The organism is Gordonia spumicola (assembly GCF_009932475.1).
Lineage (GTDB): Bacteria > Actinomycetota > Actinomycetes > Mycobacteriales > Mycobacteriaceae > Gordonia > Gordonia spumicola.
Map to the genome: position 1 here is coordinate 657,529 of NZ_BJOV01000005.1, position 22,204 is coordinate 679,732.

The following is a 22,204-nucleotide window of genomic DNA, read 5'->3' on the forward strand; positions in this document are numbered from 1 at the left end:
GGGTAAACTCAGGCGTCGTGCACCTGAAGAGCCTGACCCTCAAAGGGTTCAAATCGTTCGCGTCGTCGACGACGCTTCGATTCGAACCCGGCATCACCTGTGTGGTGGGGCCGAACGGGTCGGGCAAGTCGAATGTCGTCGACGCGCTCACGTGGGTGATGGGGGAGCAGGGCGCGAAAGCCCTGCGCGGCGGCAAGATGGCCGATGTCATCTTCGCCGGAACGTCCGGTCGTGCGCCGTTGGGTCGTGCCGAAGTGACTCTCACCATCGACAATTCCGACGGTGCGCTGCCTATCGACTACTCGGAGGTGTCGGTCACCCGCCGCATGTTCCGCGACGGTGCGGGTGAATACGAGATCAACGGCAACTCCTGCCGACTCATGGACGTGCAGGAACTCCTCTCCGACTCCGGCATCGGACGGGAGATGCACGTCATCGTCGGACAGGGCCGCCTCTCGGCGATCCTCGAGTCCAAGCCCGAAGACCGGCGGGCGTTCATCGAAGAGGCCGCGGGTGTCCTCAAACACCGCCGCCGCAAAGAGAAGGCCGTCCGTAAGCTCGACGCGATGGCCGCGAACCTCGCGCGACTGAACGACCTCACAGCGGAGCTGCGCCGCCAGCTCAAACCGCTCGGACGTCAGGCCGAAGTCGCCCGGCGGGCGGCCACGGTGCAGGCCGATCTGCGCGACGCGAGACTGCGTCTGGCTGCCGACGACCTGGTGATGCGTCGCGAGGAGATGGTCCAGCACAACACTCTCGAATCGGTGATCCGCGAACGGCAGGACGAGGTCGCGGCACAACTCGACGAGGCGACCGCCGCGCTCGCCGCGGCCCAGGAGCATCTGGCCCAGATCACGCCCGCCGCATCCGAGGCGGCCCGCGTCTACCACCAGCTGTCGACGTTGGCCGAGCGCGTCGACGGAACACGGCGGGTGGCGTCCGAACGCGCCGCGCATCTGTCGCAGCCGTCGGCGACGCCATCCGGCCCCGACCCGGAGACGCTCGAACTGCAGGCCGAAGAGGCGGCGATGACCGAGGCCGAGCACACGCTCGCCGTCGAAGAGGGCGCAGAACGTCTCGAATACGCGACCGCCGCGCTGCAGGCCGCGGAGCAGGCGGCGTCGGCCGCGGAGAAGGCGCACATGGCCGCGGTCCAAGCGGTCGCCGACCGCCGCGAAGGGCTCGCCCGGCTCGAGGGCCAGGCCGCCAACCTGCGCACCAAGGTCGAATCCGTCGACGCCGAGACGTCGCGTCTGACCGAGGGCATCGAAGCGGCGCACCAGCGCGCGGACGCCGCGCAGGCCCTCATCGACGAGCAGGCCGCGGCGACCGCCGAACTCGAATCGCGCGAGGCGAGCCTCGATGAACATCACGAACGCTGCGTGGCCGCACTCGAGTCGGCGACGGCGACCGTCGCCGAGCTCCGGGCGACCGAACGCGACGCCGAACACTCCATCGCCTCGCTCACCGCCCGCATCGACGCGCTCGCGGTCGGGCTCGACCGCGGCGACGGCGGGGCCTGGCTGCAGGAGCACGCGGCCGACGGACTCCTCGCCCCGTTGTCGGACCTGCTGGTCGTCGAGCCCGGCTACGAGACGGCGGTGTCGCTCGCCCTCGGCCCTGCCGCCGACGCCATCGCCACCGTCGACGGACTCACCGCGGTCCGCGCGCTCGACGCCCTGCGCGGCGGCGACGGCGGACGGGCGTCCCTCATCGTCGGAGGCCTCGCCGAGCGTGCCGGACGGTCGCGGCCCGCACTGCCCGACGGAGTCGTCTGGGCTCGGGACGTGGTGACCGCACCCGCGACCATCGCGGGGGCCGTCGACGTGCTGCTTGCCGACGTCGTCGTCGTCGAGGACGCGGCGTCGGGCCTGCGACTGGCCGCCGACCACGGGCTGGTCGCCGTCACCGCGCACGGAGACCGTGTGTCGTCGGCCTCGGTCGAAGGCGGGTCGTCCAAGCGGCCGTCGACCCTCGAGGTGCAGTCGGCCGTCGACACCGCGACCGACGACCTCGCGAAGGCCCGCGCCACCGTCGAGCGCGTCCTGGGGGAGCTGGCCGCGGCGCAGTCGGTCGAATCCGAGGCGCGCGACGCGGCGGAGGGCGCCCTCGCCGCGCTCAACGAGTCGGACGCGGCCGTCGGCGCGGCGTATGAGCAGCTCGGACGGCTCGGGTCGGACGTCCGCGCCGCCCGCGACGAGGCCGACCGGCTCACCAGGCAGCGGCGCTTCGTCGAAGAGGGACGGGCCGACAACCTCACCGCGCTCACCGAGGTCGAGGAGCGGCTCGCCCGAGCCCTCGACGAGCACGACGACCCGACGATCGGCGACCTCGACAGCGGCATGCGGGAGGCGGCCGCGGCGGAAGTCGCGTCGGCCAGGTCGATGGAGGTCGAGACGCGCCTGACACTCCGTACGGCGGAGGAGCGACTCGGATCGATCCGCGGCAAGGCCGACAGCCTGCGCCGCGCCGCCGTCAACGAACGGGCCAACCGCGAACGCCTCAAACAGCAGGACGCGAACCGGAGGTACGCGGCCGGTGTCGCGAGCGTCGTCGTCGAGGTGGGCCACGACCTCGCCGTCGCCGTCGCCTCGGCCGCGACGGACGCCGCACGCGGACGGGACGAGCTCGACGCGATCCGCACGGCGCGGACCGCCGAGACCGACGAACTCCGCCGCCTCGTCGACGAACTGACTGCGACGATGAACGAGCTGAAGGACGCCGTGCACCGCGACGAGGTGGCGCGCGCACAGGTGGAACTGCGCATCGAGCAGCTCGAAGAGCACGTCCTCGACCAGTTCGCCATGTCGCCGGACGATCTCATCGCCGAATACGGGCCCGATGTGCCGATGCCGCCGTCCGAGCTGGAGATGCGCGAATACGAGCAGGCGAAGGAACGCGGCGAGCAGGTCGTCGCGCCCGCGCCGATGCGGTACGACCGCAAGACGCAGGAGATCCGCGCCAAACGCGCGCAGAAGGACCTCACGACGCTCGGCAAGGTGAACCCGCTCGCGCTCGAGGAGTTCGCGGCGCTCGAAGAGCGGTACACGTTCCTGTCGACGCAGCTCGAAGACGTCAAGCAGGCGCGCGACGACCTCCTGGACGTCGTCGCCGACGTCGACGCCCGCATCCTGCAGGTGTTCACCGAGGCGTACGCCGACGTCGAGAAGGAATTCGTGCAGGTGTTCGCGACGCTGTTCCCGGGCGGCGAGGGGCGACTCGTCCTCACCGATCCGTCCGACATGCTGACCACCGGCGTCGAGGTGGAGGCTCGTCCGCCCGGCAAGAAGGTCAAACGTCTGTCGCTGCTGTCGGGCGGGGAGAAGTCGCTGACCGCGGTCGCCATGCTCGTCGCGATCTTCCGCGCGCGGCCGTCACCGTTCTATGTGATGGACGAGGTGGAAGCGGCCCTCGACGACGCCAACCTCCGCAGGCTCATCAGCCTGTTCGAACAACTCCGCGAGAAGTCGCAGCTCATCGTCATCACCCACCAGAAGCCGACGATGGAGATCGCCGACGCCCTCTACGGTGTGAGCATGCGCGGCGACGGAATCACGCAAGTCATCTCCCAACGCCTCCGCGGCGTCGATCTCCCCACGGCCAATGGAAAGGCACAGTCCTCGTGACAACTGAAGTCCTCATCGGAATCATCGTCGGAGTGATCGCGCTGGTCGCCCTGATCGGGCTCACCGGCTATGTGATCAGCCGCAGGCGACGGATCTCGATCACCGACAAGCCCGGCGACATGGCGCCGACCGACGGCGTCACGCGGCAGGTCGACAAGTCCGGCGACTACAAGGCGCAGTCGGGGTTCAATTTCAGCCAAGGCGGCACGGCCACCCTCGAGGCCCCGAAGCCCGAACCCACGCCCGAGGTGCCGAAACCCGAACCCTCCGCGTCCGAACCCGAGGCATCCGAACCCGAGATCGCCGAACCGGAGATCGCTGAACCGGAAGCGACCGAGCCCGAGGTCGTCGAGCCCGAACCGGAACCCGAGATCACGGCGACCGAGCCCGTCCTCGACGAGATCGAGCCGACGGCGGGACGCCTGTCGCGGCTGCGTGGACGGCTGTCCCGCTCGCAGGGCGCGATCGGCGCGAGCGTGCTCGGTCTGCTGGGTGCGGGCGACCTCGACGAGGACTCGTGGGAGGAGATCGAGGACACGCTCGTCATGTCCGACCTCGGGACCGGTGCGACGGCCACCGTTGTCGAGCGGCTGCGCGAGGAACTCGCCGCCGGCAAGGTCCGCACCGCGGACGACGCGCGTTCGGCCCTGCGCAAGATCCTCGTCGAGCAGCTGCATCCCGAACTCGACCGTTCGGTGAGGGCCCTGCCGCACGCCGACGGGCCCGCCGTCGTCCTCGTCGTCGGTGTGAACGGCGTCGGCAAGACGACGACGACGGGCAAACTCGCGCGCGTGCTCGTCGCCGACGGGCGGCGGGTCACCCTCGGTGCCGCGGACACCTTCCGCGCCGCGGCCGCCGACCAGCTGCAGACGTGGGGTGAACGCGTCGGCGCGGGCATCGTTCGGGGCAAGGAGGGGGCCGATCCGGCAGCGGTCGCCTTCGACGCGGTCAGCAGGGGCATCGCCGACGGCGTCGACGTGGTCCTCATCGACACCGCGGGCCGCCTGCACACCAAGACCGGCCTGATGGACGAGCTCGGCAAGGTCAAGCGCGTCGTCGAGAAGAAGGTGCCCGTCGACGAAGTGCTGCTGGTGCTCGATGCGACCGTCGGCCAGAACGGGTTGACCCAGGCGAAGGTGTTCGCCGAGGTCGTCTCCCTGACGGGTGTGGTGCTGACGAAGCTCGACGGCACGGCCAAGGGCGGCATCGTCTTCCGCATCCAGGACGAGCTCGGTGTCCCGGTGAAGCTCGTCGGCCTCGGTGAGGGCGCCGACGACCTCGCGCCGTTCGAGCCGGAAGCGTTCGTCGACGCCCTGCTCTGAGCCGAGTCTCCTCTTCGCGCGGCAGTTCCAGTCGACGCTCATCGTCCCGACGATGAGCGTCGACCAGAACTGCCGCGTTTCTCTTGTCCATTCAATTGAATCATAATTCAATTCTTCGTGTGGCCTACCGACGGACCGAATCGACGCGTCGAACCGCGCAGGCGAAGCGGGACGCGGTGCTGGGAGCCGCGCGTGCGCTCATCGCCGAGTCGGGCTTCGCCGCGGCGTCCGTCGCCGCGATAGCCGAAGATGCGCAGGTCAGCGTCGGGTCGGTCTACTCGTACTTCGACAATCGAGAAGCGCTGCTGGCGCAGGTGTTCCGGACGGCTGCTGAATACGAGTTCGCGCAGGTCGACGCCGCGGTCAGGGCCGCGGGACCCGATCCGCTGGCCCGACTCGACGCACTCATCGGCACGTTCGCCGATCGTGCGTTGCGCGGACGCCGGATGGCCTGGTCGCTGCTGTTCGAGCCGGTGATCCCCGCCGTCGACGCCGAACGCCTCCGACTCCGCCAGTGGTACCGCGAGATGGGGGAGTCGATCATCGCCGACGGCGTGGAGAGATCGGTGTTCGTCTCGACCGATGCCCCGGTCGCCGCATCGGCCGTCATGGGAGCGATCTCCGAAGCGCTGGTCGGCGCCCTCAATCCCGACACCGCGCCGCCGAGCGGGCCGCCCGTTGTCCTGCTCGACACGATCCGAGACTTCTGTCGCCGAGCGCTCGGCGCACCACCCGTCCCCTCAAAGGAGAACAGATGACCACGACCCACGACGTGTTCAATCAGGCGGCGCCGCGCGTCGACGTCAACGAGTACACGACGGACCTTCCGCTCGTCGAAGCCGTCGAGGCGTACGGCGCGTCGTGGGCGCACGACGACCTGACCGAGGCAGGCGCACTCGTCGGACGCGCCGACTTCCAGCGCGACGCCGAGCTGGCGAACACGATCACGCCGAAGCTGCACACCCACGATCGGTGGGGGCATCGCGTCGACGAGATCGAGTTCCATCCCGCCTATCACCGGATCATCGGCGACGCGATCGCCCACGGCTCGCACACGAGCTGCTGGGACGACCCCCGCGAGGGCGCGCATGTCGCACGCGCCGCGATGTTCATGCAGTTCGGGCAGATCGAGCCGGGGCACGCCTGCCCGGTCAGCATGACGCACGCCGTCGTCCCGTCGCTGCGTGTGGACCCGGCACTGGCGGACGTGTGGGTGCCCCGGACGCTGTCGCGCGACTACGACCCGTCGCTGTCCGACCCGGCCAAGGGCTCGGCGATCTTCGGTATGGCGATGACCGAGAAGCAGGGCGGTTCGGACATCCGCGCGAACACCACCCGCGCCGTCGACAACGGCGACGGCGACGGCACGTACCGCATCACCGGCCACAAATGGTTCTGCTCGGCCCCGCAGTCGGACGCGTTCCTCGTCCTCGCCAAGACCGATCCGGGCGTCACCTGTTTTGTCGTCCCCCGCACACTGCCGGACGGCACCCGTAACACGTTCGCCATCCAGCGGCTCAAGGACAAGCTCGGCAACAAGTCGAACGCGTCGAGCGAGATCGAGTTGTCCGACACCATCGGGTGGCGCCTGGGCGACGAGGGGGCAGGCGTCCGCACGATCATCGAAATGGTCAACCAGACTCGCCTGGACTGCGCGCTCGGCAGCGCGGCGGGAATGCGGCAGGCGGTCGCCGAGGCCGCCTGGCACGTCCGGCACCGGTCGGCGTTCGGTGCGAGGCTGATCGACCAGCCCGCGATGACCGCGGTGATCGCCGACCTGCAGGTGGAGGCCGAGGCGGCCATGTGGACGGCCATGCGGCTCGCGTCGGCATACGACGACGACTCCGAACAGTCGCAGGCGTTCCGACGCCTCGCGACCGCGGTGGGCAAGTACTGGGTCTGCAAACGCGGTCCGAACCACGCCTACGAGGCGCTCGAATGTCTCGGCGGCAACGGCTACACGGAGGCGTTTCCACTGTCCAGGCGGTTCCGCGAGCAGCCGGTGATGGCGGTGTGGGAGGGGTCGGGCAATGTGATCGCGCTCGACGTCCTGCGCGCGATGGTCCGTGATCCGCTGTCGGTGGAGGCTCTCGACGCCGAGTTCGACCTGGCGCTCGGACAGCACCACGCCTACGACCTGCATGTCGAGAAGACCCGCAAACTCGTCGCGCAGGCCGCGGCCGATCCGCTGAACGCACCCGCGATCGCGCGGCGGCTGACCGAATCGCTGGCGATCGCGCTGCAGGGGTCGATCCTGATCCGGCAGGCGCCGTCGTTCGTCGTCGACGCGTTCGTCTCCGGTCGCATCGCCGATCCCGGCCAGATGTACGGCACGCTCGACAACCGACTCGACCTCGCCGCCATCGCCGCGCGGGCCTGACCCGGCTCCGGCTCGTCGAGCGCGGTCGAGACGCGTAACCCGGACGAAACCTTCCCGCACTGCCCGTGACAGCGCCGAAACACGGGAGCACCGGCCCGGCAATCTGCGGGCGACACAGTGGTCTCACACGTCGACACACGACGAGTTAGGAGGCCTGCAACAGTGACTGTGGCATTGCCGGACACCGTGTTCGGTTCCATCGACAGCGGCAACACCGCCTGGGTGATCATGAGTGCGGCCCTCGTGCTCCTGATGACCCCCGCGCTCGCGTTCTTCTACGGAGGACTCACCCGCGCCAAATCAGTGCTCAACATGATGATGATGTCGTTCGGCGCACTCGGCGTCGTCACCATCGTCTACATCCTGTGGGGCTTCTCGATGTCCTTCGGGAACACCCTCACCGGGACGGGCGACATCGGCGGGATCTTCTCCAACCCGTTCGCGCTCTTCGGGTCGGACCAGTTGATGCAGACCAAGGAGGTCGGCGGCGTCACCCACGTGGTGGTGTGGGGCACGACCGGCATCCCGGCGATCGTCTTCCTCGCCTTCCAGCTGACGTTCGCGGTGATCACCGTCGCACTGATCAGCGGAGCGATCGCCGAACGCGTCAAGTTCTCCACCTGGCTCCTGTTCAGCGGACTCTTCGCGACGATCGTCTACTTCCCGCTGGCGCACATGGTGTGGGGCGGCGGCATCCTGTCCGGTTCGGAAGACGGCATCGCGGCCATGATGTTCGGCTCGACCGACGGGGCCGCGAACGTCGCGCCCATCGACTTCGCCGGCGGCACGGTGGTCCACATCAACGCGGGCATGGCGGGCCTCGTCCTCGCCCTGATCGTCGGCAAGCGCAAGGGATTCGGCAAGACGGCGTTCCGTCCGCACAACATCCCGTTCGTCATGCTCGGCGCCGCCCTGCTGTGGTTCGGCTGGTTCGGGTTCAACGCCGGTTCGGAGCTCGGCGCGGATGCGACCGCGGGCCTCGTGTGGGTCAACACCTCCGTCGCGACCGCCGCCGCGATGATCGGCTGGCTGGCCGTCGAATGGTTCCGGGACGGACGCCCGACAAGCGTCGGAGCCGCGTCCGGCGTCGTCGCCGGTCTGGTCGCGATCACCCCGGCGTGTGCGGCGCTCACGCCCATCGGATCGATCGCCCTCGGTCTCGTCGCGGGTGCGCTCGCCGCCGTCGCGATCAGCCTGAAGTACAAGTTCGGCTTCGACGACTCCCTCGACGTCGTCGGCGTCCACCTGGTCGCGGGCCTGTGGGGAACCGTCGGCATCGGCCTGCTCGCCAAGGATTCGGGCGTGCTCTACGGACACGACTTCCGGCAGTTGGCGGTCCAGACGGTCGTCGCGCTCACCGCTCTCGCGTTCACCGCGGTCCTCACCGCGATCATCGCGTTCGCCCTGAAGCCGCTCGGCTGGCGGGTGGACGACGAGGCCGAGTTCGTCGGGATCGACGCCTCCGAGCATGCGGAGAGCGCATATGAGACAGCGTAGTTCGGCCGAACGTGTTGCAGCGGACGGATTGTCGCGCCGTACGCTCGAACCCGAGGGAAATCGAAAGGTCATTTCATGAAGCTGGTCACCGCAATCGTCAAGCCGTTCACGTTGGAAGACGTCAAGGCAGCACTGGAACAGATCGGCATCGTCGGCATGACGGTCAGTGAAGTCCAGGGCTACGGCCGCCAGAAGGGACACACCGAGGTGTACCGGGGCGCCGAGTACGCCGTCGACTTCGTGCCCAAGGTCCGTGTCGAGGTCGTCGTCGACGACGACGTCCTCGATCAGGTCACCGAGACCATCGTCGAAGCGGCCCGCACGGGCAAGATCGGCGACGGAAAGGTGTGGGTGACGCCCGTCGACGCGGTTATCCGGGTGCGTACCGGTGAACGCGGACCAGACGCGATCTAGCGCGGAGGCGTTCGCGTCGGCACGACGAGTGCTGCTGCGCGCCGGAGATCTGCACGGCCAGGCGCTGCGAGACGCTCTCGCGGACCGGGCCGAGGAGTGGATCGTCGGACGTGCGGCAGAACTCGGCGTCGTCGACGGGAGCGGCTTCGCCGTGGTCGCGGTCGGCAGCCTGGGACGTCGGGAGATGGTCGGCTACTCCGACCTCGACCTGATCCTGGTGCACGACGACCGGCACCGCGACCGACTCGCCGAGGTGGCGGACGGACTCTGGTACCCGATCTGGGACGCGGGCGTGAAACTCGACCACAGCGTCCGCTCGGTGCCGGAGGCGATGAAGGTGGCGCGTGAGGACGTGACGGCGGCCCTGGGCCTGCTCGACGCGCGCTACATCGCGGGCGACGCGGATCTGGCGTCGTTGCTCATCTCGTCGGTGCGGAATCTGTGGCGCGCCGAGGCGCGGATGCGGCTCCCCGAGGTGATCGATGCCGCGAAGGCTCGCTGGGACCGCACCGGCGACATCGCGCACCGCGCCGAACCGGACCTGAAGAACGGTCGGGGAGGACTGCGCGACGTCCAACTCCTCGACGCGCTCGCCCTCGCCCATCTCACCGACGGTCTCGGCCGTCTCGATCCGTCGCGCGCGGAGTCGCCGCTGCGGACCGCGTACACCGATCTGCTCGCGGTCCGCACCGAGTTGCACCGGATCGCGGGGCGCGCCCGCGACCAGGTGCGCGCCCAGGACGCCGACGACATCGCCGCGGCGCTGCGGGTCGGGGACCGGTTCGACCTCGCCCGTCTGATCAGCGGCTCCGCGCGGACCACGTCGTACGCGGTGGACACCGGATTCCGCACCGCGCGCAACGCGGTGGGACGTCGGGGGCTGTCGCGGTTCCGCCGCAGCCCGATCCGCAGGCCGCTCGACGAGGGCGTCGTCGAACACGACGGCGAGGTCGTCCTCGCGAAGACTGCGATGCCCAGCTCCGATCCCGGCCTGGTGCTCAGGGTGGCGAGTGCGTCGGCCCGCAACCTGTTGCCGATCAACGGTTCGGTGCTCGATCGGCTGGCCGACTTCGCGCCGCCGATCCCGGCGCCGTGGTCGTCGGAGAACCTGTCCGACCTGCTGGTGCTGTTGGCGTCCGGGCACGACGTGATCGCGCCGGTCGAGGCGCTGGACGCGACCGGACTGTGGGAGCGGATGTTCCCCGAGTGGGCTGGCGTCCGCGACCTGCCGCCGCGCGACGCGATCCACACGTGGACCGTCGACCGCCACCTGTTGGAGACGGTCGCCTACGCCGGCGCGCTGACGACCAGCGTGCAGCGCCCCGATCTGTTGCTCCTCGGTGCGCTCGTCCACGACATTGGGAAGGGGCGAGGCGGCGACCACTCGCTGGTCGGAGCCGAGCTCGCCGGTCCGATCGCCGCCCGACTCGGGCTGTGGCCCGACGACCGTCGGCTGCTCGTCGAGATGGTCCGGCTGCACCTGCTGCTTCCGACAGTCGTCACCCGACGGGACGTGTCCGACCCGGCGACCGTCGCGTGGGTCGCCGAGCAGGTCGAGGGCGACCGGGTGCTCGTGGAACTGCTGGGGGCGCTCGCCGAGGCCGACTCGAAGGCCACCGGACCGGGAGTGTGGAACGAGTGGAAGGCGGCACTGATCGGCGGTCTTGTGGAACGAGTGGTCGATCACCTCGGCGGCCGCCCGATCGCGGTCCCCGAACCGCTCGACGACGAACTCCGCGACCTGGCGGAACAGGGCGGTGTGCGCGTGCACGCGGCTCCCGGCGACGGCCCCAACATGACGGTCGTGACGATGGTCGCTCCCGACCGCCACGGTCTGATGTCGACAATGGCGGGCGTGCTCGCGCTCGCCGGACTACAGGTCCACTCGGCGACGGTCCGCACCCACGCCGGATCCGCGGTCGACTCGTTCGTCGTCATGCCGACGTTCGGCGGCCCGCCCGACGCCCAGATCCTGCGTCAACGACTGGGCGCGGCGTTGTCGGGCACGGTCGACGTCCACGCCGAACTCGCCCGGCGGGCGGCGGCCGGAGGGCCCGTCCGGGTCGGTGAGCACGCGGTGCCCGCGTCGCGGGTGACTCCGCCGCCGCGCGTGTCCTGGTTGGCGGGCGCGGAGAAGGGACGCGACCTGCTCGAACTCCGCGCGCGCGACGACGAGGGGCTCCTCGCCCGGGTCGCCGCGGAACTCGACCGCTCGGGCGTCGACGTCGCGTGGGCGACCGTCGCCACCATGGGCGCGACCGCCGTCGACACCTTCGCCGTGGTCCTCCCCGACGATTCGGACGCCGCCCGCGGGCAGATCGCCGCCGCGGTCCTGTCGGTGTGCGGTCGATGACAATCGTTCGATCGAATTACATCCTTCCGTGCAGCCACACGGCTGCCGCCCTCATGAGATAGGTTGACGCCGTGACTGATCCGAATCCACAGAACTTCCCCGGCCAGCAGCCCCAGTGGAACGCGGGCGGGCAGCCGCCCGCGGCGCCTCCGCAGCACACCTACTTCGTGCGCCAGTACGACCAGGAGCAGGGACCGTACGACATCCAGACCCTGGGCCAGATGGCGACCAATCGTCAGCTGAAGGCCGAGGACGCCGTCCGGCCGTCCAACAGTCAGCAGTACCAGCCCGCATCGTCGTTGCCCGGCGTGTTCTCCGACAAGGAGTGGATGACCGCACTGCTGCTGTCGGTGTTCCTCGGGTCGCTCGGCATCGACCGCTTCTACCTCGGCTACACCGGCCTCGGCGTCGCGAAGCTGCTGACCTTCGGCGGCTGTGGCATCTGGGCGTTGATCGACCTCGTCCTGATCGCGATGCGCAACGTCCCCGACTCGGACGGACGCGCGCTGCGCTGATCTCACCGACAACGCCCCGGTCACGGAAGAGTCCGTAACCGGGGCGTCGTCGTCTCCAGACACTTCGGCATGGAAAGATGGAGGAATGTTCGAATCCCTCTCCGACCGGTTGACAGGCGCCCTCAAGGACCTGCGCGGCAAGGGTCGTCTCACCGACTCCGACATCGATGCGACCGCGCGCGAGATCCGGCTGGCGCTGCTCGACGCCGACGTGTCCCTGCCCGTGGTCCGGACGTTCATCGCGAACGTCAAGGAGCGCGCCAAGGGCTCCGAGGTGTCCGCGGCGCTCAACCCGGCGCAGCAGATCGTCAAGATCGTCAACGAGGAGCTCGTCGGCATCCTCGGCGGCGAGACGCGGCGCATCCAGCTCGCGAAGACGCCGCCGACCGTCATCATGCTTGCGGGCCTCCAGGGCGCCGGTAAGACGACGCTCGCGGGCAAGTTGTCCAAGTGGTTGGCGGGTCAGGGACACACCCCGATGCTCGTGGCCTGTGACTTGCAGCGACCCGGCGCGGTCCAGCAGCTGCAGATCGTCGGCGAACGAGCGGGAGTGCCGGTGTTCGCGCCGCACCCCGGCACCTCGGTCGGCGGCGAGGGCACGCTCGGCGTCAGCTCGGGTGATCCGGTCGCCGTCGCCCAGGCCGGTGTCGCCGAGGCGAAGACCCGTCAGCACGACGTCGTCATCATCGACACCGCGGGTCGTCTCGGCATCGATGCGGAGCTGATGCGTCAGGCCTCCGACATCCGCGACGCCACGAGCCCCGACGAGGTCCTGTTCGTCCTCGACGCGATGATCGGTCAGGACGCGGTCAGCACCGCCCAGGCTTTCGCCGAGGGCGTCGACTTCACCGGTGTGGTCCTCACCAAGCTCGACGGCGACGCCCGAGGCGGCGCGGCGCTGTCGGTCCGCGAGATCACCGGCCGCCCGATCATGTTCGCGTCGACCGGTGAGAAGCTCGAGGACTTCGACGTCTTCCACCCCGACCGCATGGCGAGTCGCATCCTCGGCATGGGCGACGTGCTGTCGCTCATCGAGCAGGCCGAGCAGCACTTCGACGCCGAAGAGGCCGAGCGCACCGCGGCCAAGATCAGCCAGGGTGAGCTGACCCTCGACGACTTCCTCCAGCAGATGCTGATGATCCGCAAGATGGGACCCATCGGCAATCTCCTCGGCATGCTGCCCGGCGCGGGCGACATGAAGGACGCCCTGTCGCAGGTCGATGACCGCCAGCTCGACAAGATCCAGGCGATCATCCGCGGCATGACGCCCGCCGAGCGTGACAACCCGAAGATCATCAACGCCTCGCGCCGCATCCGTATCGCCAAGGGCTCGGGCGTCACCGTCACCGATGTGAACCAGTTGGTCGACCGCTTCTTCGCGGCGCGCAAGATGATGTCGCAGATGTCCGGCCGCATGATGGGCATGGGCGGCGGCAACCGCAAGAACGCGCGCAAGGGCAAGAAGGGCGCGAAGGGGCGTAAGGGCAAGGGCCGCGGCCCCACCCCGCCCAAGGGGATGCGCGGCGGCTTCCCCGGCATGCCGGGCATGCCTCCCGGAATGGGACTGCCGCCGGGCATGGACCTGTCGAACATGCCGCCCGGTCTCGACCAGTTGCCGCCCGGCCTCGAAGGTCTCGACCTCAACAACCTGAAGTTCCCGAAGAAGTAGGGGAGTCGAGGGTGAGCGCACAGCGGTTCCGGGGCGTCGACCCGTTCACCGGCGACGCCCTCGAATTCTGGGTGTCGGACGGGACGATCACCTTCGAGCCGATCACCGACGCCGAGACAGCGGTCGACGGCGGATGGATCGTGCCGGGCCTCGTCGACGCGCACAATCACGTCGGAATCGCGCCGGGTCTCGGCGTCACCATCGACCAGGCGCGCGGGCTGGCCTACCAGGACGTGAAGGCCGGGACACTGCTGATCCGCGAGGTGGGGTCACCGGTCGACACCCACCCTCTCGACGACGATCCGCGCTGCCCGCAGTTCCTCCGGTCGGGCAAGCACATCGCCCGTCCCAAGCGGTACCTGCGCGACTACGGAGTGGAGCTCGACGACCCGGACTCGCTCGCCGCGGAGGTCGCGGTCCAGGCGAAGGCCGGTGACGGCTGGGTGAAGCTCGTCGGCGACTGGATCGACCGGTCGGTCGGCGACCTGCGCCCGCTGTGGACCCGTGACCAGTTGGCGGCGGCCGTCGTCGCCGCGCATGACAATGGGGCGCGCATCACCGCGCACGTCTTCGGCGCCGACGCGCTGCCCGACATCATCGGTGCCGGATTCGACTCCGTCGAGCACGGCACCGGGCTGTCCGACGACCTCATCGACGAGATGATCCGCCGCGACATCGCGCTGGTCCCGACGCTGATCCAGCTCGACACGTTCCCCGAGATCGCGGCGGGCGCCGACAAGTATCCGACCTATCAGGCCAACATGCGGGCACTGCACGCACGCGGTCGAGACACGATCGCCAAGGCCCGCGAGGCGGGCGTACGGATCTACGCGGGCACCGACGCGGGCGGAACCATCAGGCACGGGCGCATCGTCGACGAGATCGAATCGCTGACGGGTGTCGGCTTCTCCGCGGTCGACGCACTGGCGGCGTCGACGTCGGCACGCGACTGGCTTGGCGTCGCGGGTATCGCGGAAGGGGCTCGCGCCGACTTCCTCGTGCTCGACGCGGATCCCGCCGCCGACCTGTCGACCCTGCGTCGGCCCGTGCACATCGTGTGCTCGGGCGAGAAGGTCGTGTAGGACGACTGACGGGACGCTACGACACGATCTGCAGGACGCCGATCACGATGAGGAGCAGCGTGACCAGCCAGCCCGCCGATCTGGTGACCCTCGCCTGATTGCGGCGCGCGCGTGCGAAGAGGCGTCCGATCCACGAGTGGGGGCGGGCGCGGACACCGGCGAGAGCGAGTCCGGCGAGGAGCGGCAGACTCAACGCGACGGTCGCGTACAGGAACAGTCCCAGGTAGCGCTGGGTGGCGGCGACATCGCTCGCGGAGAGCACGGCGAGCCCGGCGTAGAAGGGGACCGACGTGGCCGACTGGACCACACCGAGGGCGAAACCGACGCCGACGGTCATCGGTGACGGGCTGCGCAGCGGCGCGAGGATTCGATCGACGAGGTCGGACGAGTCGCCTCCCCGCCAGGTCAGGAACGCGGTGAGCAGGCCCGTGAGAATCAGCAGAATGCCGAACAGCGGGGAGTCGAGAACGGTGTGGACCAGGGACTCCAGACCGTCGAACACCAGAAGCACCACGACGGACAGCACGAACACGCCGAGCCAGTCGCCGATCAACAACAGGGGGGCGATGCGCCGGTAGCGGCCGGGGCCGAGCATCAGCGCCAACGCCACGAGCACGCCGATGAGGAGCACGTTCACCGAGTCGACGAAGGCGAACGACAAGGCGTGAAGCATGCGGGCGCTCTCCGATCATCGGGACCCGCCCGGTCGGGCGGTCGGGCGGTCGGAGGCGAGTCTATCGGTCGTCGTCCAGAACGCCGGAATCCGCAGGCCGGGTCAGGTGATGGTCTGCACCCGGACGGTCGGATACCGGCCGGCGATCCTCTGGTCGAGGGTGGCGAGGTCAAAGTCGACGGCGAGCGCAAAGGCGGCGAGATAGTCGTCGGTCCATAGCTTGTGGCTCGAATCGCGTCCCTCCGAGAAGCCTCGGAACGCGGTGTCGAGGCCGACGGGTTCACGCGCCCAGACGATGCGGTCGTCCGCCAGGAGTTGGTCGACGACGTTCCACGCGGCCTCCCGGGTGATGACGTCGTCACGCATGACCGCGGGATTGGTCAGCAGGCGCAGCACGCCCATTTGGGTGACGCGACACATCGAGAGTCTGTCGGTATGAGCGTCGAACCATGACACGGCCGACCGGTGATCGGCGTGCCGTTCCCACACGAGGGCGAGCCACAGCCCGACGTCGACGAGAGTCGTCACTGCGCCGCGATGTCGGCGTCGGTGTCGGCGAGCGCCTGCTCGATGTCGTCGTTGGAGACGGCGATCAAGTCGTCGGGATGTCGAGTCGGCACGAGGGGCATACGGACGCGCTTTAACGAGATATCGGTGCGGCCCGTCTCCAGTTCGCGGTGCAACGCGCTGATGAACAGCGACTTGAGGCTGATGCCGCGTTCGGCTGCCGCGACCTTCACGGACGTGAGCAGGTCGTCGGGCAAGTCGACGGTGGTACGCATAAACACATATTAGCGTCGATACGTGAGACGGTCGAGTGTGGTGCCCACCCGTGATCGAGTCGCTGGGTTTGGGAGAGGGCTTCGGCGTCTGGCAGAATCAAACGCTGGTTCGTCGGAACCGGCTACGGCCGACCGGCGGTCACCCCAGAAGAGATCGCAAAACCGGGCCCACTGATCTGGTGGGTCGCTGAATTGCGCTGTGACGAAGGAGCCTTTCATGGCTGTCAAGATCAAGCTCACGCGGCTCGGCAAGATCCGCAACCCCCAGTACCGCATCGTCGTCGCCGACGCGCGCACCCGCCGCAACGGCCGCGTCATCGAGACCATCGGCAAGTACCACCCGAAGGAAGAGCCGTCGCTGATCGAGGTCGACTCGGAGCGCGCTCAGTACTGGCTCAGCGTCGGTGCACAGCCGACCGAGCCCGTCGCCGCCCTCCTCAAGGTGACCGGTGACTGGCAGAAGTACAAGGGCCTGCCGGGCGCCGAGGGCACCCTGAAGGTCGCCGAGCCGAAGCCGAGCAAGCAGGACCTGTTCAACGCCGCGCTCGCCGCCGCCGAGAACGAGCCCGTCGCCGCTGCGACCACCGCCAAGAAGAAGGCCAAGAAGGCCGAAGAAGAGGCCCCGGCCGCAGACGCCGGCGAGGCTGAGGCTCAGGCGTGAGCACTGTCGTCGCTGACGCAGTCGAGCACCTGGTACGCGGGATCGTCTCCAACCCGGACGACGTTCGCGTCGACCTGATCACCGGCCGTCGCGGCCGGATGGTCGAGGTTCACGTGAGCCCCGAAGACCTCGGCAAGGTGATCGGCCGCAACGGCCGCACCGCCACCGCTCTGCGCACCCTGGTCACCGGCATCGGTGGCCGCGGCATGCGTGTCGACATCGTCGACACCGACCGCTGACGAGTCCTGCATTCATGGATCTCGTGATCGGTCGCGTCGTCAAGACGCACGGTGTCCGCGGTGAAGTCGTCGTCGATGTCCGCACCGACGACCCGCAGACCCGCTTCGCCGTCGGCGCCCGCCTGACAGGGCGGGCGCCGAAGGGCGCTGGCGAAACCGAATACGACGTGACAGCCGCCCGGAACCATTCCGGGCGGTTGTTGCTGTCCCTGAAGGGCGTCACCGATCGGACCGCGGCCGATGCGCTGCGGGGCACGCTGTTCGTCATCGACGCCGCAGACGTCGATTCGGGAGACGACCCGGACGAGTTCTACGACCACGAGCTCGAAGGCGTCTCCGTGCGCACAGTCGCGGGTGAACCGGTCGGCACGTTGACGTCGATCCTGCATCTGCCGGGCGGCGACGTCCTGGCGATCGCCGGTCCGGACGGCCGCGAGGTGCTCGTGCCGTTCGTCCGTCAGATGGTTCCGACAGTCACTCGCGAGATCATCGAGATCGATCCGCCGGACGGCCTCGTCGACCTCGACGCCGCGGTCTCGGAACGGGACTGAGCGAGCTGTGCGGATCGACGTCGTCACGATCTTCCCCGAATACCTCGAGCCGCTGAAGGCCGCGCTGCTCGGCAAGGCCGTCGACGCGGGCCTCCTCGAGTTCGGCGTCCACGACCTGCGGCGATGGACGTACGACGTCCACCACGCCGTCGACGACGCGCCGTACGGCGGCGGTCCCGGCATGGTGATGAAGCCGCAGGTGTGGGGCGAGGCGCTCGACGCCGTCTGCCCCGACGACGCACTCCTCGTGGTCCCCACACCCGCCGGGGTCCCGTTCACTCAGGCGACGGCCCAGCGCTGGAGCACCGAGAGGCACCTCGTCTTCGCCTGCGGCCGCTATGAGGGCATCGACCAGCGGGTGTTCGACGACGCCGCGCGCCGCGTGCGCGTGGAAGAGGTGTCGCTGGGCGACTTCGTCCTCATCGGCGGGGAGGTCGCTGTCCTCGCGATGGTGGAGGCCACCACCCGGCTGATGCCCGGCGTGCTCGGCAACCCGAAATCGCATCAGGAGGACTCGTTCTCCGACGGGCTCCTCGAAGGCCCCAGCTACACGCGCCCGAAGGTCTGGCGCGACCTGGAGGTCCCGCCGGTCCTGCTGTCCGGCGACCACGGCAAGGTCGCGGCCTGGCGACACGAGCAGTCCCTCGACCGCACACGGCGTCGACGTCCGGACCTACTACCCCCGGAATAGGCGTGCCCGGGCGTGTCATGGAACCGTTTTCCGGCTCGCTGCGTCTGACCTTATGTGGGAACCGTGTGGACCGACATCATGGAGACGCTCGCCCGTATCGACTCGATGGATCCGGGTGCGGCGTCGGCCGACGCGGCAGAGATAGCGCGTATCGCCGCGCGTGCGCAGGCTGTCGCCGACCGACTGCGCACGGCGTTCGCGCCCGGCGGCCAACTCGCCGGGTGGGCAGCGGAGGGCTCCTCGGACGCGGGGCAGGCGTTGGCGAGTCGGATCGGGATAGCCGCCGGGGGACTCGCACCGGCCGCGGGTGCGCTCGGCAGAGCCGCCGCCGTCCTGACGGCCAGCCACGCCGTGCGACCGCGGATCGCGTCGCTCGCGCCGATGGCCCATACCGGCGATCCGGCGCTGGTCTCGACTCTCGTTGCGACGATCAACCTCGCGATGGTCGGCACCTACAACCATCCGATGGCGATCGACGTCCAGGCGTCGTCCGCGGGAGACGGGGGGACGAATGCCGGTGGGCCGGTCTCCGCGGCGACGGGAAGCAACGGTGCGGGCGACCTGACCAGGACGACGGCCGATCCGTCCACGGCGAACCGTGCCGGTGACACCCCGGTGGGGCTCGCACCGCAGAACACTCGCACACCGGAAACACCGAAGCCGTCCGCGACGACGACGCCGGCCGCGGCGTCGACCACGACACCCGCGGCCGTCGCGCGTACTCCGTCGACAGGCACGTCACCGACGGTCACCCCGGCCGGGAGGACCGGGTCGGGTCCGTCCGGCCCGGCGGCGCCCGCCTCGCGGGGCACCCCGTCGACGCTCCGGCCCGCGGGTATCGCTCCGGTCGGCACGTCCACCGGACGCGGGACGCTCGGCTCGACGACGGCGTCGACCCTCGGCTCGCCGCGGGCCGGATCGCCGAGCCCATCGACGGTCCGGCCGTTCACCACACCTCTCGGTGCGTCGCCGACGGTGGGGACGACGGCTTCCACCGCGCAGCGTGGGGCGACGGGCGGAACGCCGGTCGGCGCGGGTGCGACGAAGTCGAGGGATGAGAAGTCGCGTGGGCCGTCCCCGTACCTCCGATCCAGGTCCGAAGGCGAACTGCTCCTCGGCGAACAGCCCCTGGTCACGCCCGCGGTCCTCGCGCTCCCCGTCGACCCGATCGTCGACGACGACGCGGGTGAACCCGAGCGCGAGGAGTGACCGGCGTCGATTTCGCTGCGGGCCCGTCGTCTGGCAGAATGTTTCAGGTTGCCTGTCTCGGTCGGGGTTCCCGGCTGCGCAGCGCACGAAGACCAATGATTCGGGCACGAACCGGTCGAACCCTCCGCGGCAGCGCGGATCGGGCCGCCAGGTTCCTCTGTCCTGCCGAACGAACGGACTGACCATGAACACCCTCGACTTCCTCGACAAGCAGTCGCTGCGCGACGACATCCCCGAATTCGCTCCCGGCGACACCCTCGACGTTCACGTCAAGGTGATCGAGGGCTCGAAGGAGCGCATCCAGGTGTTCAAGGGCGCCGTGATCCGTCGCCAGGGCGGCGGCATCGGTGAGACCTTCACCGTCCGCAAGGTCTCGTTCGGCGTCGGTGTGGAGCGTACCTTCCCGGTCCACAGCCCGAACATCGCGAAGATCGACGTCCTCACCCGCGGTGACGTCCGTCGCGCCAAGCTGTACTACCTGCGCGACCTCCGCGGCAAGGCGGCCAAGATCAAGGAGAAGCGCTGAGGTAACGCCTCCGGGCGACCTTTCGCGTACCGGCCCCGGCCTGGTTCCCGCACATGCGGTGGATCGGACCGGGGCCGTTCTGCATTAGTCTGTCGGGGTGGACCACGACAAGACGACCGGTGACGAGAACACTCCCGCCTCCGGTGATGCAGCAGACGAGCCGACGTTCGTCATCAGGGACGAGAACGAGGACGGTGAGCCGAAGAAGAAGGGCCGTTTCCTGCGCGAGCTGGCGATCATCGTCATCATCGTGCTCGGCCTGATGTTCATCTTCGCCCAGTTCTTCTTCCGGCAGTACGTGGTGCCGTCGGAGTCGATGGAGCCGACGCTGACGGGTTGCACCGGCTGCAGCAACGACCGCATCGTCGTCGACAAGCTGGTCTACCGGTTCAGTGACCCCGAGCCGGGCGACGTGGTGGTGTTCAAGTCTCCGACGAGTTCGTGGGACGACAACTGGGTGTCGCCGCGGTCGTCCAATCCGGTGGTCCACAAGCTGCAGGACGTTCTGTCGTGGTTCGCGCTGTCGCCTCCCGACGAGAACAACCTCGTCAAGCGGGTGATCGCGACCGGCGGTCAGACGGTCGCGTGCCACAACGCCGACGGGAAGGGCGTCACGGTCGACGGGAAGGCCCTGAACGAGCCGTACATCGACAAGACCATGCAGGTGGACACGAACGCCGAGACGGGTGGCGCGCTCGGCGGAGGCAGCTGCTACGGCCCCGATTTCGGCCCGATCAAGGTCCCGGACGGCAACGTCTGGGTGATGGGCGACAACCGGTCCAACTCCGCGGACTCGCGCGCGCACATCGATGACGAACTCCACGGCACCGTCCCGATCTCCGACATCCGCGGCAAGGTCCGCTTCGTGATCTACCCGTTCTCGCGGATCGGCGGTGTCGGCGCGGTGAACCCGCAGGGCTGATGACACGAACCGATCGGTGGCCGCCTCGATCGCCGGTCCGCAAGGCGGCGTCGTTGCGGACCCTCGAGTTCACGTTGGCGCGGCACCGCCTGGGGCCGGTGGCGGGCGTCGACGAGGCCGGTCGCGGCGCGTGCGCCGGACCGCTGGTGGTGGCCGCGTGCGTTCTCGGGACGTCGCAGCTGAAGTCGCTCGCCGATCTGGACGACTCGAAACGGTTGAGCGAGTCGACGCGGGAGCGTCTCTTCGGCGCCGTGCAGCGGCATGCGGTCGCGAGCTGCGTGGTGGTGATCGACGCACCCGAGGTGGACAGGCTCGGCGTGCACGTCGCCAACATCGAGGGCATGCGCCGTGCCGTCGCCGGACTGTCGGTGGCCCCTGGCTACGTGCTGTCCGACGGGTTCCACGTGCCGGGGCTCGCCGCACCTTCGCTTCCGGTGATCGGCGGCGACGCCAACGCGGCGTGCATCGCGGCCGCGTCGATCCTTGCCAAGGTGACGCGCGACCGGATCATGGTCGGCCTCGACCAGACCGTCCCCGGCTATGACTTCGCAGTTCACAAGGGCTACAGCACCGCGCATCACATGTCGCGACTCGATGCGCTCGGCCCGTCGGAGGAGCACCGACTCTCGTACCGGAACGTCCGCGATAGGCTTGCATGATGAGCGCTGAGGATCTCGAGAAGTACGAAGCCGAGATGGAGCTGTCTCTGTACAAGGAGTACAAGGACATCGTCGGACAGTTCACCTACGTGGTGGAGACCGAGCGCCGTTTCTACCTCGCGAACGGCGTCGATCTCATCCCGCGGAGCAACGACGGCGAAGTGTACTTCGAGATCCACATGACCGACGCGTGGGTGTGGGACATGTACCGGCCCGCCCGTTTCGTCAAGCAGGTCCGCGTCGTCACGTTCAAGGACGTCAACATCGAAGAGCTCGAACGGTCCGAGCTGCGTCTGCCCGACGAGCCCTGATCGGCACCGGCGGCGCGCATTCGCCCAGGTGGATCTGTGGATGAATCGCCCGTCATCCACAGATCCGGCTCTCCGGGTGAATCGGTCTGGATTTCGTCGGCGGTGCGGAGCACGCTCGGCGC

General features: G+C 69.1%; 22 protein-coding genes. 19 read left to right on the forward strand and 3 right to left on the reverse strand.

Annotated elements, in window-relative coordinates:
• Positions 1–17 precede the first annotated feature (17 nt).
• From smc to GYB83_RS14360, 10 genes are all read left to right on the forward strand, one after another.
• On the forward strand, positions 18–3,626 hold the full coding sequence (smc, locus tag GYB83_RS14315) for a chromosome segregation protein SMC (RefSeq protein ID WP_161896106.1): 3,609 nt from the start codon (positions 18–20) through the stop codon (positions 3,624–3,626).
• Positions 3,623–4,948 carry a signal recognition particle-docking protein FtsY gene (gene ftsY / locus GYB83_RS14320; RefSeq protein ID WP_161896107.1) on the forward strand — a complete coding sequence of 442 codons (1,326 nt, stop codon included), beginning with the start codon at positions 3,623–3,625 and terminating at the stop codon, positions 4,946–4,948. Before smc ends, ftsY begins: the two co-directional genes overlap by 4 nt.
• A gap of 119 nt (positions 4,949–5,067) precedes the next feature.
• Positions 5,068–5,706 (forward strand): TetR/AcrR family transcriptional regulator, encoded by a 639-nt coding sequence (locus GYB83_RS14325; protein WP_161896108.1) that lies wholly within the window; start codon positions 5,068–5,070, stop codon positions 5,704–5,706.
• Positions 5,703–7,328: an acyl-CoA dehydrogenase family protein gene (locus tag GYB83_RS14330; RefSeq protein ID WP_161896109.1), complete on the forward strand. Its 1,626-nt coding sequence runs from the start codon at positions 5,703–5,705 to the stop codon at positions 7,326–7,328. Before GYB83_RS14325 ends, GYB83_RS14330 begins: the two co-directional genes overlap by 4 nt.
• 162 nt (positions 7,329–7,490) lie before the next feature.
• A complete protein-coding gene (locus tag GYB83_RS14335; protein WP_161896110.1) occupies positions 7,491–8,825 on the forward strand; it encodes an ammonium transporter in 1,335 nt (444 codons plus the stop codon).
• Between the two features lie 75 nt (positions 8,826–8,900).
• Positions 8,901–9,239: a P-II family nitrogen regulator gene (locus tag GYB83_RS14340; protein ID WP_161896111.1), complete on the forward strand. Its 339-nt coding sequence runs from the start codon at positions 8,901–8,903 to the stop codon at positions 9,237–9,239.
• A complete protein-coding gene (locus tag GYB83_RS14345; RefSeq protein ID WP_161896112.1) occupies positions 9,214–11,592 on the forward strand; it encodes a [protein-PII] uridylyltransferase in 2,379 nt (792 codons plus the stop codon). Before GYB83_RS14340 ends, GYB83_RS14345 begins: the two co-directional genes overlap by 26 nt.
• Positions 11,593–11,663: 71 nt before the next feature.
• Positions 11,664–12,107, forward strand: coding sequence for an NINE protein (locus GYB83_RS14350; protein WP_228461488.1), 444 nt, complete (start codon positions 11,664–11,666; stop codon positions 12,105–12,107).
• An 85-nt stretch (positions 12,108–12,192) separates the two neighbouring features.
• Positions 12,193–13,776: a signal recognition particle protein gene (gene ffh / locus GYB83_RS14355; RefSeq protein ID WP_161896113.1), complete on the forward strand. Its 1,584-nt coding sequence runs from the start codon at positions 12,193–12,195 to the stop codon at positions 13,774–13,776.
• 11 nt (positions 13,777–13,787) lie between these two features.
• Positions 13,788–14,858 (forward strand): amidohydrolase family protein, encoded by a 1,071-nt coding sequence (locus GYB83_RS14360; RefSeq protein WP_161896114.1) that lies wholly within the window; start codon positions 13,788–13,790, stop codon positions 14,856–14,858.
• Between the two features lie 16 nt (positions 14,859–14,874).
• On the opposite strand, the gene GYB83_RS14365 is transcribed toward GYB83_RS14360, so the two are convergent.
• From GYB83_RS14365 to GYB83_RS14375, 3 genes are all read right to left on the reverse strand, one after another.
• A complete protein-coding gene (locus GYB83_RS14365; RefSeq protein WP_161896115.1) occupies positions 14,875–15,531 on the reverse strand; it encodes a hypothetical protein in 657 nt (218 codons plus the stop codon).
• A gap of 102 nt (positions 15,532–15,633) precedes the next feature.
• Positions 15,634–16,059: a TA system VapC family ribonuclease toxin gene (locus tag GYB83_RS14370; protein ID WP_161896116.1), complete on the reverse strand. Its 426-nt coding sequence runs from the start codon at positions 16,057–16,059 to the stop codon at positions 15,634–15,636.
• Positions 16,056–16,313 (reverse strand): hypothetical protein, encoded by a 258-nt coding sequence (locus tag GYB83_RS14375; protein ID WP_161896117.1) that lies wholly within the window; start codon positions 16,311–16,313, stop codon positions 16,056–16,058. The genes GYB83_RS14370 and GYB83_RS14375 overlap by 4 nt, the downstream gene beginning before the upstream one ends.
• 217 nt (positions 16,314–16,530) lie before the next feature.
• Between GYB83_RS14375 and rpsP the strand changes: the two genes are divergently transcribed.
• From rpsP to GYB83_RS14420, 9 genes are all read left to right on the forward strand, one after another.
• Positions 16,531–16,974 (forward strand): 30S ribosomal protein S16, encoded by a 444-nt coding sequence (gene rpsP, locus GYB83_RS14380; RefSeq protein ID WP_161896118.1) that lies wholly within the window; start codon positions 16,531–16,533, stop codon positions 16,972–16,974.
• Entirely contained in the window at positions 16,971–17,213 is a 243-nt protein-coding gene (locus GYB83_RS14385; RefSeq protein WP_161896119.1) for an RNA-binding protein, read from the forward strand. The genes rpsP and GYB83_RS14385 overlap by 4 nt, the downstream gene beginning before the upstream one ends.
• Positions 17,214–17,227: 14 nt before the next feature.
• A complete protein-coding gene (gene rimM / locus GYB83_RS14390) occupies positions 17,228–17,764 on the forward strand; it encodes a ribosome maturation factor RimM (RefSeq protein WP_161896120.1) in 537 nt (178 codons plus the stop codon).
• A gap of 7 nt (positions 17,765–17,771) precedes the next feature.
• Positions 17,772–18,455 carry a tRNA (guanosine(37)-N1)-methyltransferase TrmD gene (gene trmD / locus GYB83_RS14395; RefSeq protein ID WP_161896121.1) on the forward strand — a complete coding sequence of 228 codons (684 nt, stop codon included), beginning with the start codon at positions 17,772–17,774 and terminating at the stop codon, positions 18,453–18,455.
• A 63-nt stretch (positions 18,456–18,518) separates the two neighbouring features.
• Entirely contained in the window at positions 18,519–19,664 is a 1,146-nt protein-coding gene (locus GYB83_RS14400; protein ID WP_161896122.1) for a hypothetical protein, read from the forward strand.
• A gap of 184 nt (positions 19,665–19,848) precedes the next feature.
• Entirely contained in the window at positions 19,849–20,190 is a 342-nt protein-coding gene (rplS, locus tag GYB83_RS14405; RefSeq protein WP_161896123.1) for a 50S ribosomal protein L19, read from the forward strand.
• Between the two features lie 97 nt (positions 20,191–20,287).
• Positions 20,288–21,112, forward strand: coding sequence for a signal peptidase I (gene lepB, locus GYB83_RS14410; protein ID WP_161896124.1), 825 nt, complete (start codon positions 20,288–20,290; stop codon positions 21,110–21,112).
• Complete coding sequence (locus GYB83_RS14415; protein ID WP_161896125.1) at positions 21,112–21,771, forward strand: ribonuclease HII; 660 nt, start codon at positions 21,112–21,114, stop codon at positions 21,769–21,771. Before lepB ends, GYB83_RS14415 begins: the two co-directional genes overlap by 1 nt.
• Positions 21,771–22,082 carry a DUF2469 domain-containing protein gene (locus GYB83_RS14420; RefSeq protein WP_161896126.1) on the forward strand — a complete coding sequence of 104 codons (312 nt, stop codon included), beginning with the start codon at positions 21,771–21,773 and terminating at the stop codon, positions 22,080–22,082. Before GYB83_RS14415 ends, GYB83_RS14420 begins: the two co-directional genes overlap by 1 nt.
• Positions 22,083–22,204: the final 122 nt, after the last annotated feature.

What these genes read in the sequence shown, in the direction of transcription:
- GYB83_RS14365 (WP_161896115.1), bottom strand. Translation starts at nt 15,531, where the DNA reads ATGCTTCACGCCTTGTCGTTCGCCTTCGTCGACTCGGTGAACGTGCTC.
- rimM (WP_161896120.1), top strand. Translation starts at nt 17,228, where the DNA reads ATGGATCTCGTGATCGGTCGCGTCGTCAAGACGCACGGTGTCCGCGGT.
- GYB83_RS14330 (WP_161896109.1), top strand. Translation starts at nt 5,703, where the DNA reads ATGACCACGACCCACGACGTGTTCAATCAGGCGGCGCCGCGCGTCGAC.
- rplS (WP_161896123.1), top strand. Translation starts at nt 19,849, where the DNA reads ATGAACACCCTCGACTTCCTCGACAAGCAGTCGCTGCGCGACGACATC.
- rpsP (WP_161896118.1), top strand. Translation starts at nt 16,531, where the DNA reads ATGGCTGTCAAGATCAAGCTCACGCGGCTCGGCAAGATCCGCAACCCC.
- GYB83_RS14375 (WP_161896117.1), bottom strand. Translation starts at nt 16,313, where the DNA reads ATGCGTACCACCGTCGACTTGCCCGACGACCTGCTCACGTCCGTGAAG.
- GYB83_RS14415 (WP_161896125.1), top strand. Translation starts at nt 21,112, where the DNA reads ATGACACGAACCGATCGGTGGCCGCCTCGATCGCCGGTCCGCAAGGCG.
- ffh (WP_161896113.1), top strand. Translation starts at nt 12,193, where the DNA reads ATGTTCGAATCCCTCTCCGACCGGTTGACAGGCGCCCTCAAGGACCTG.
- GYB83_RS14340 (WP_161896111.1), top strand. Translation starts at nt 8,901, where the DNA reads ATGAAGCTGGTCACCGCAATCGTCAAGCCGTTCACGTTGGAAGACGTC.
- GYB83_RS14420 (WP_161896126.1), top strand. Translation starts at nt 21,771, where the DNA reads ATGAGCGCTGAGGATCTCGAGAAGTACGAAGCCGAGATGGAGCTGTCT.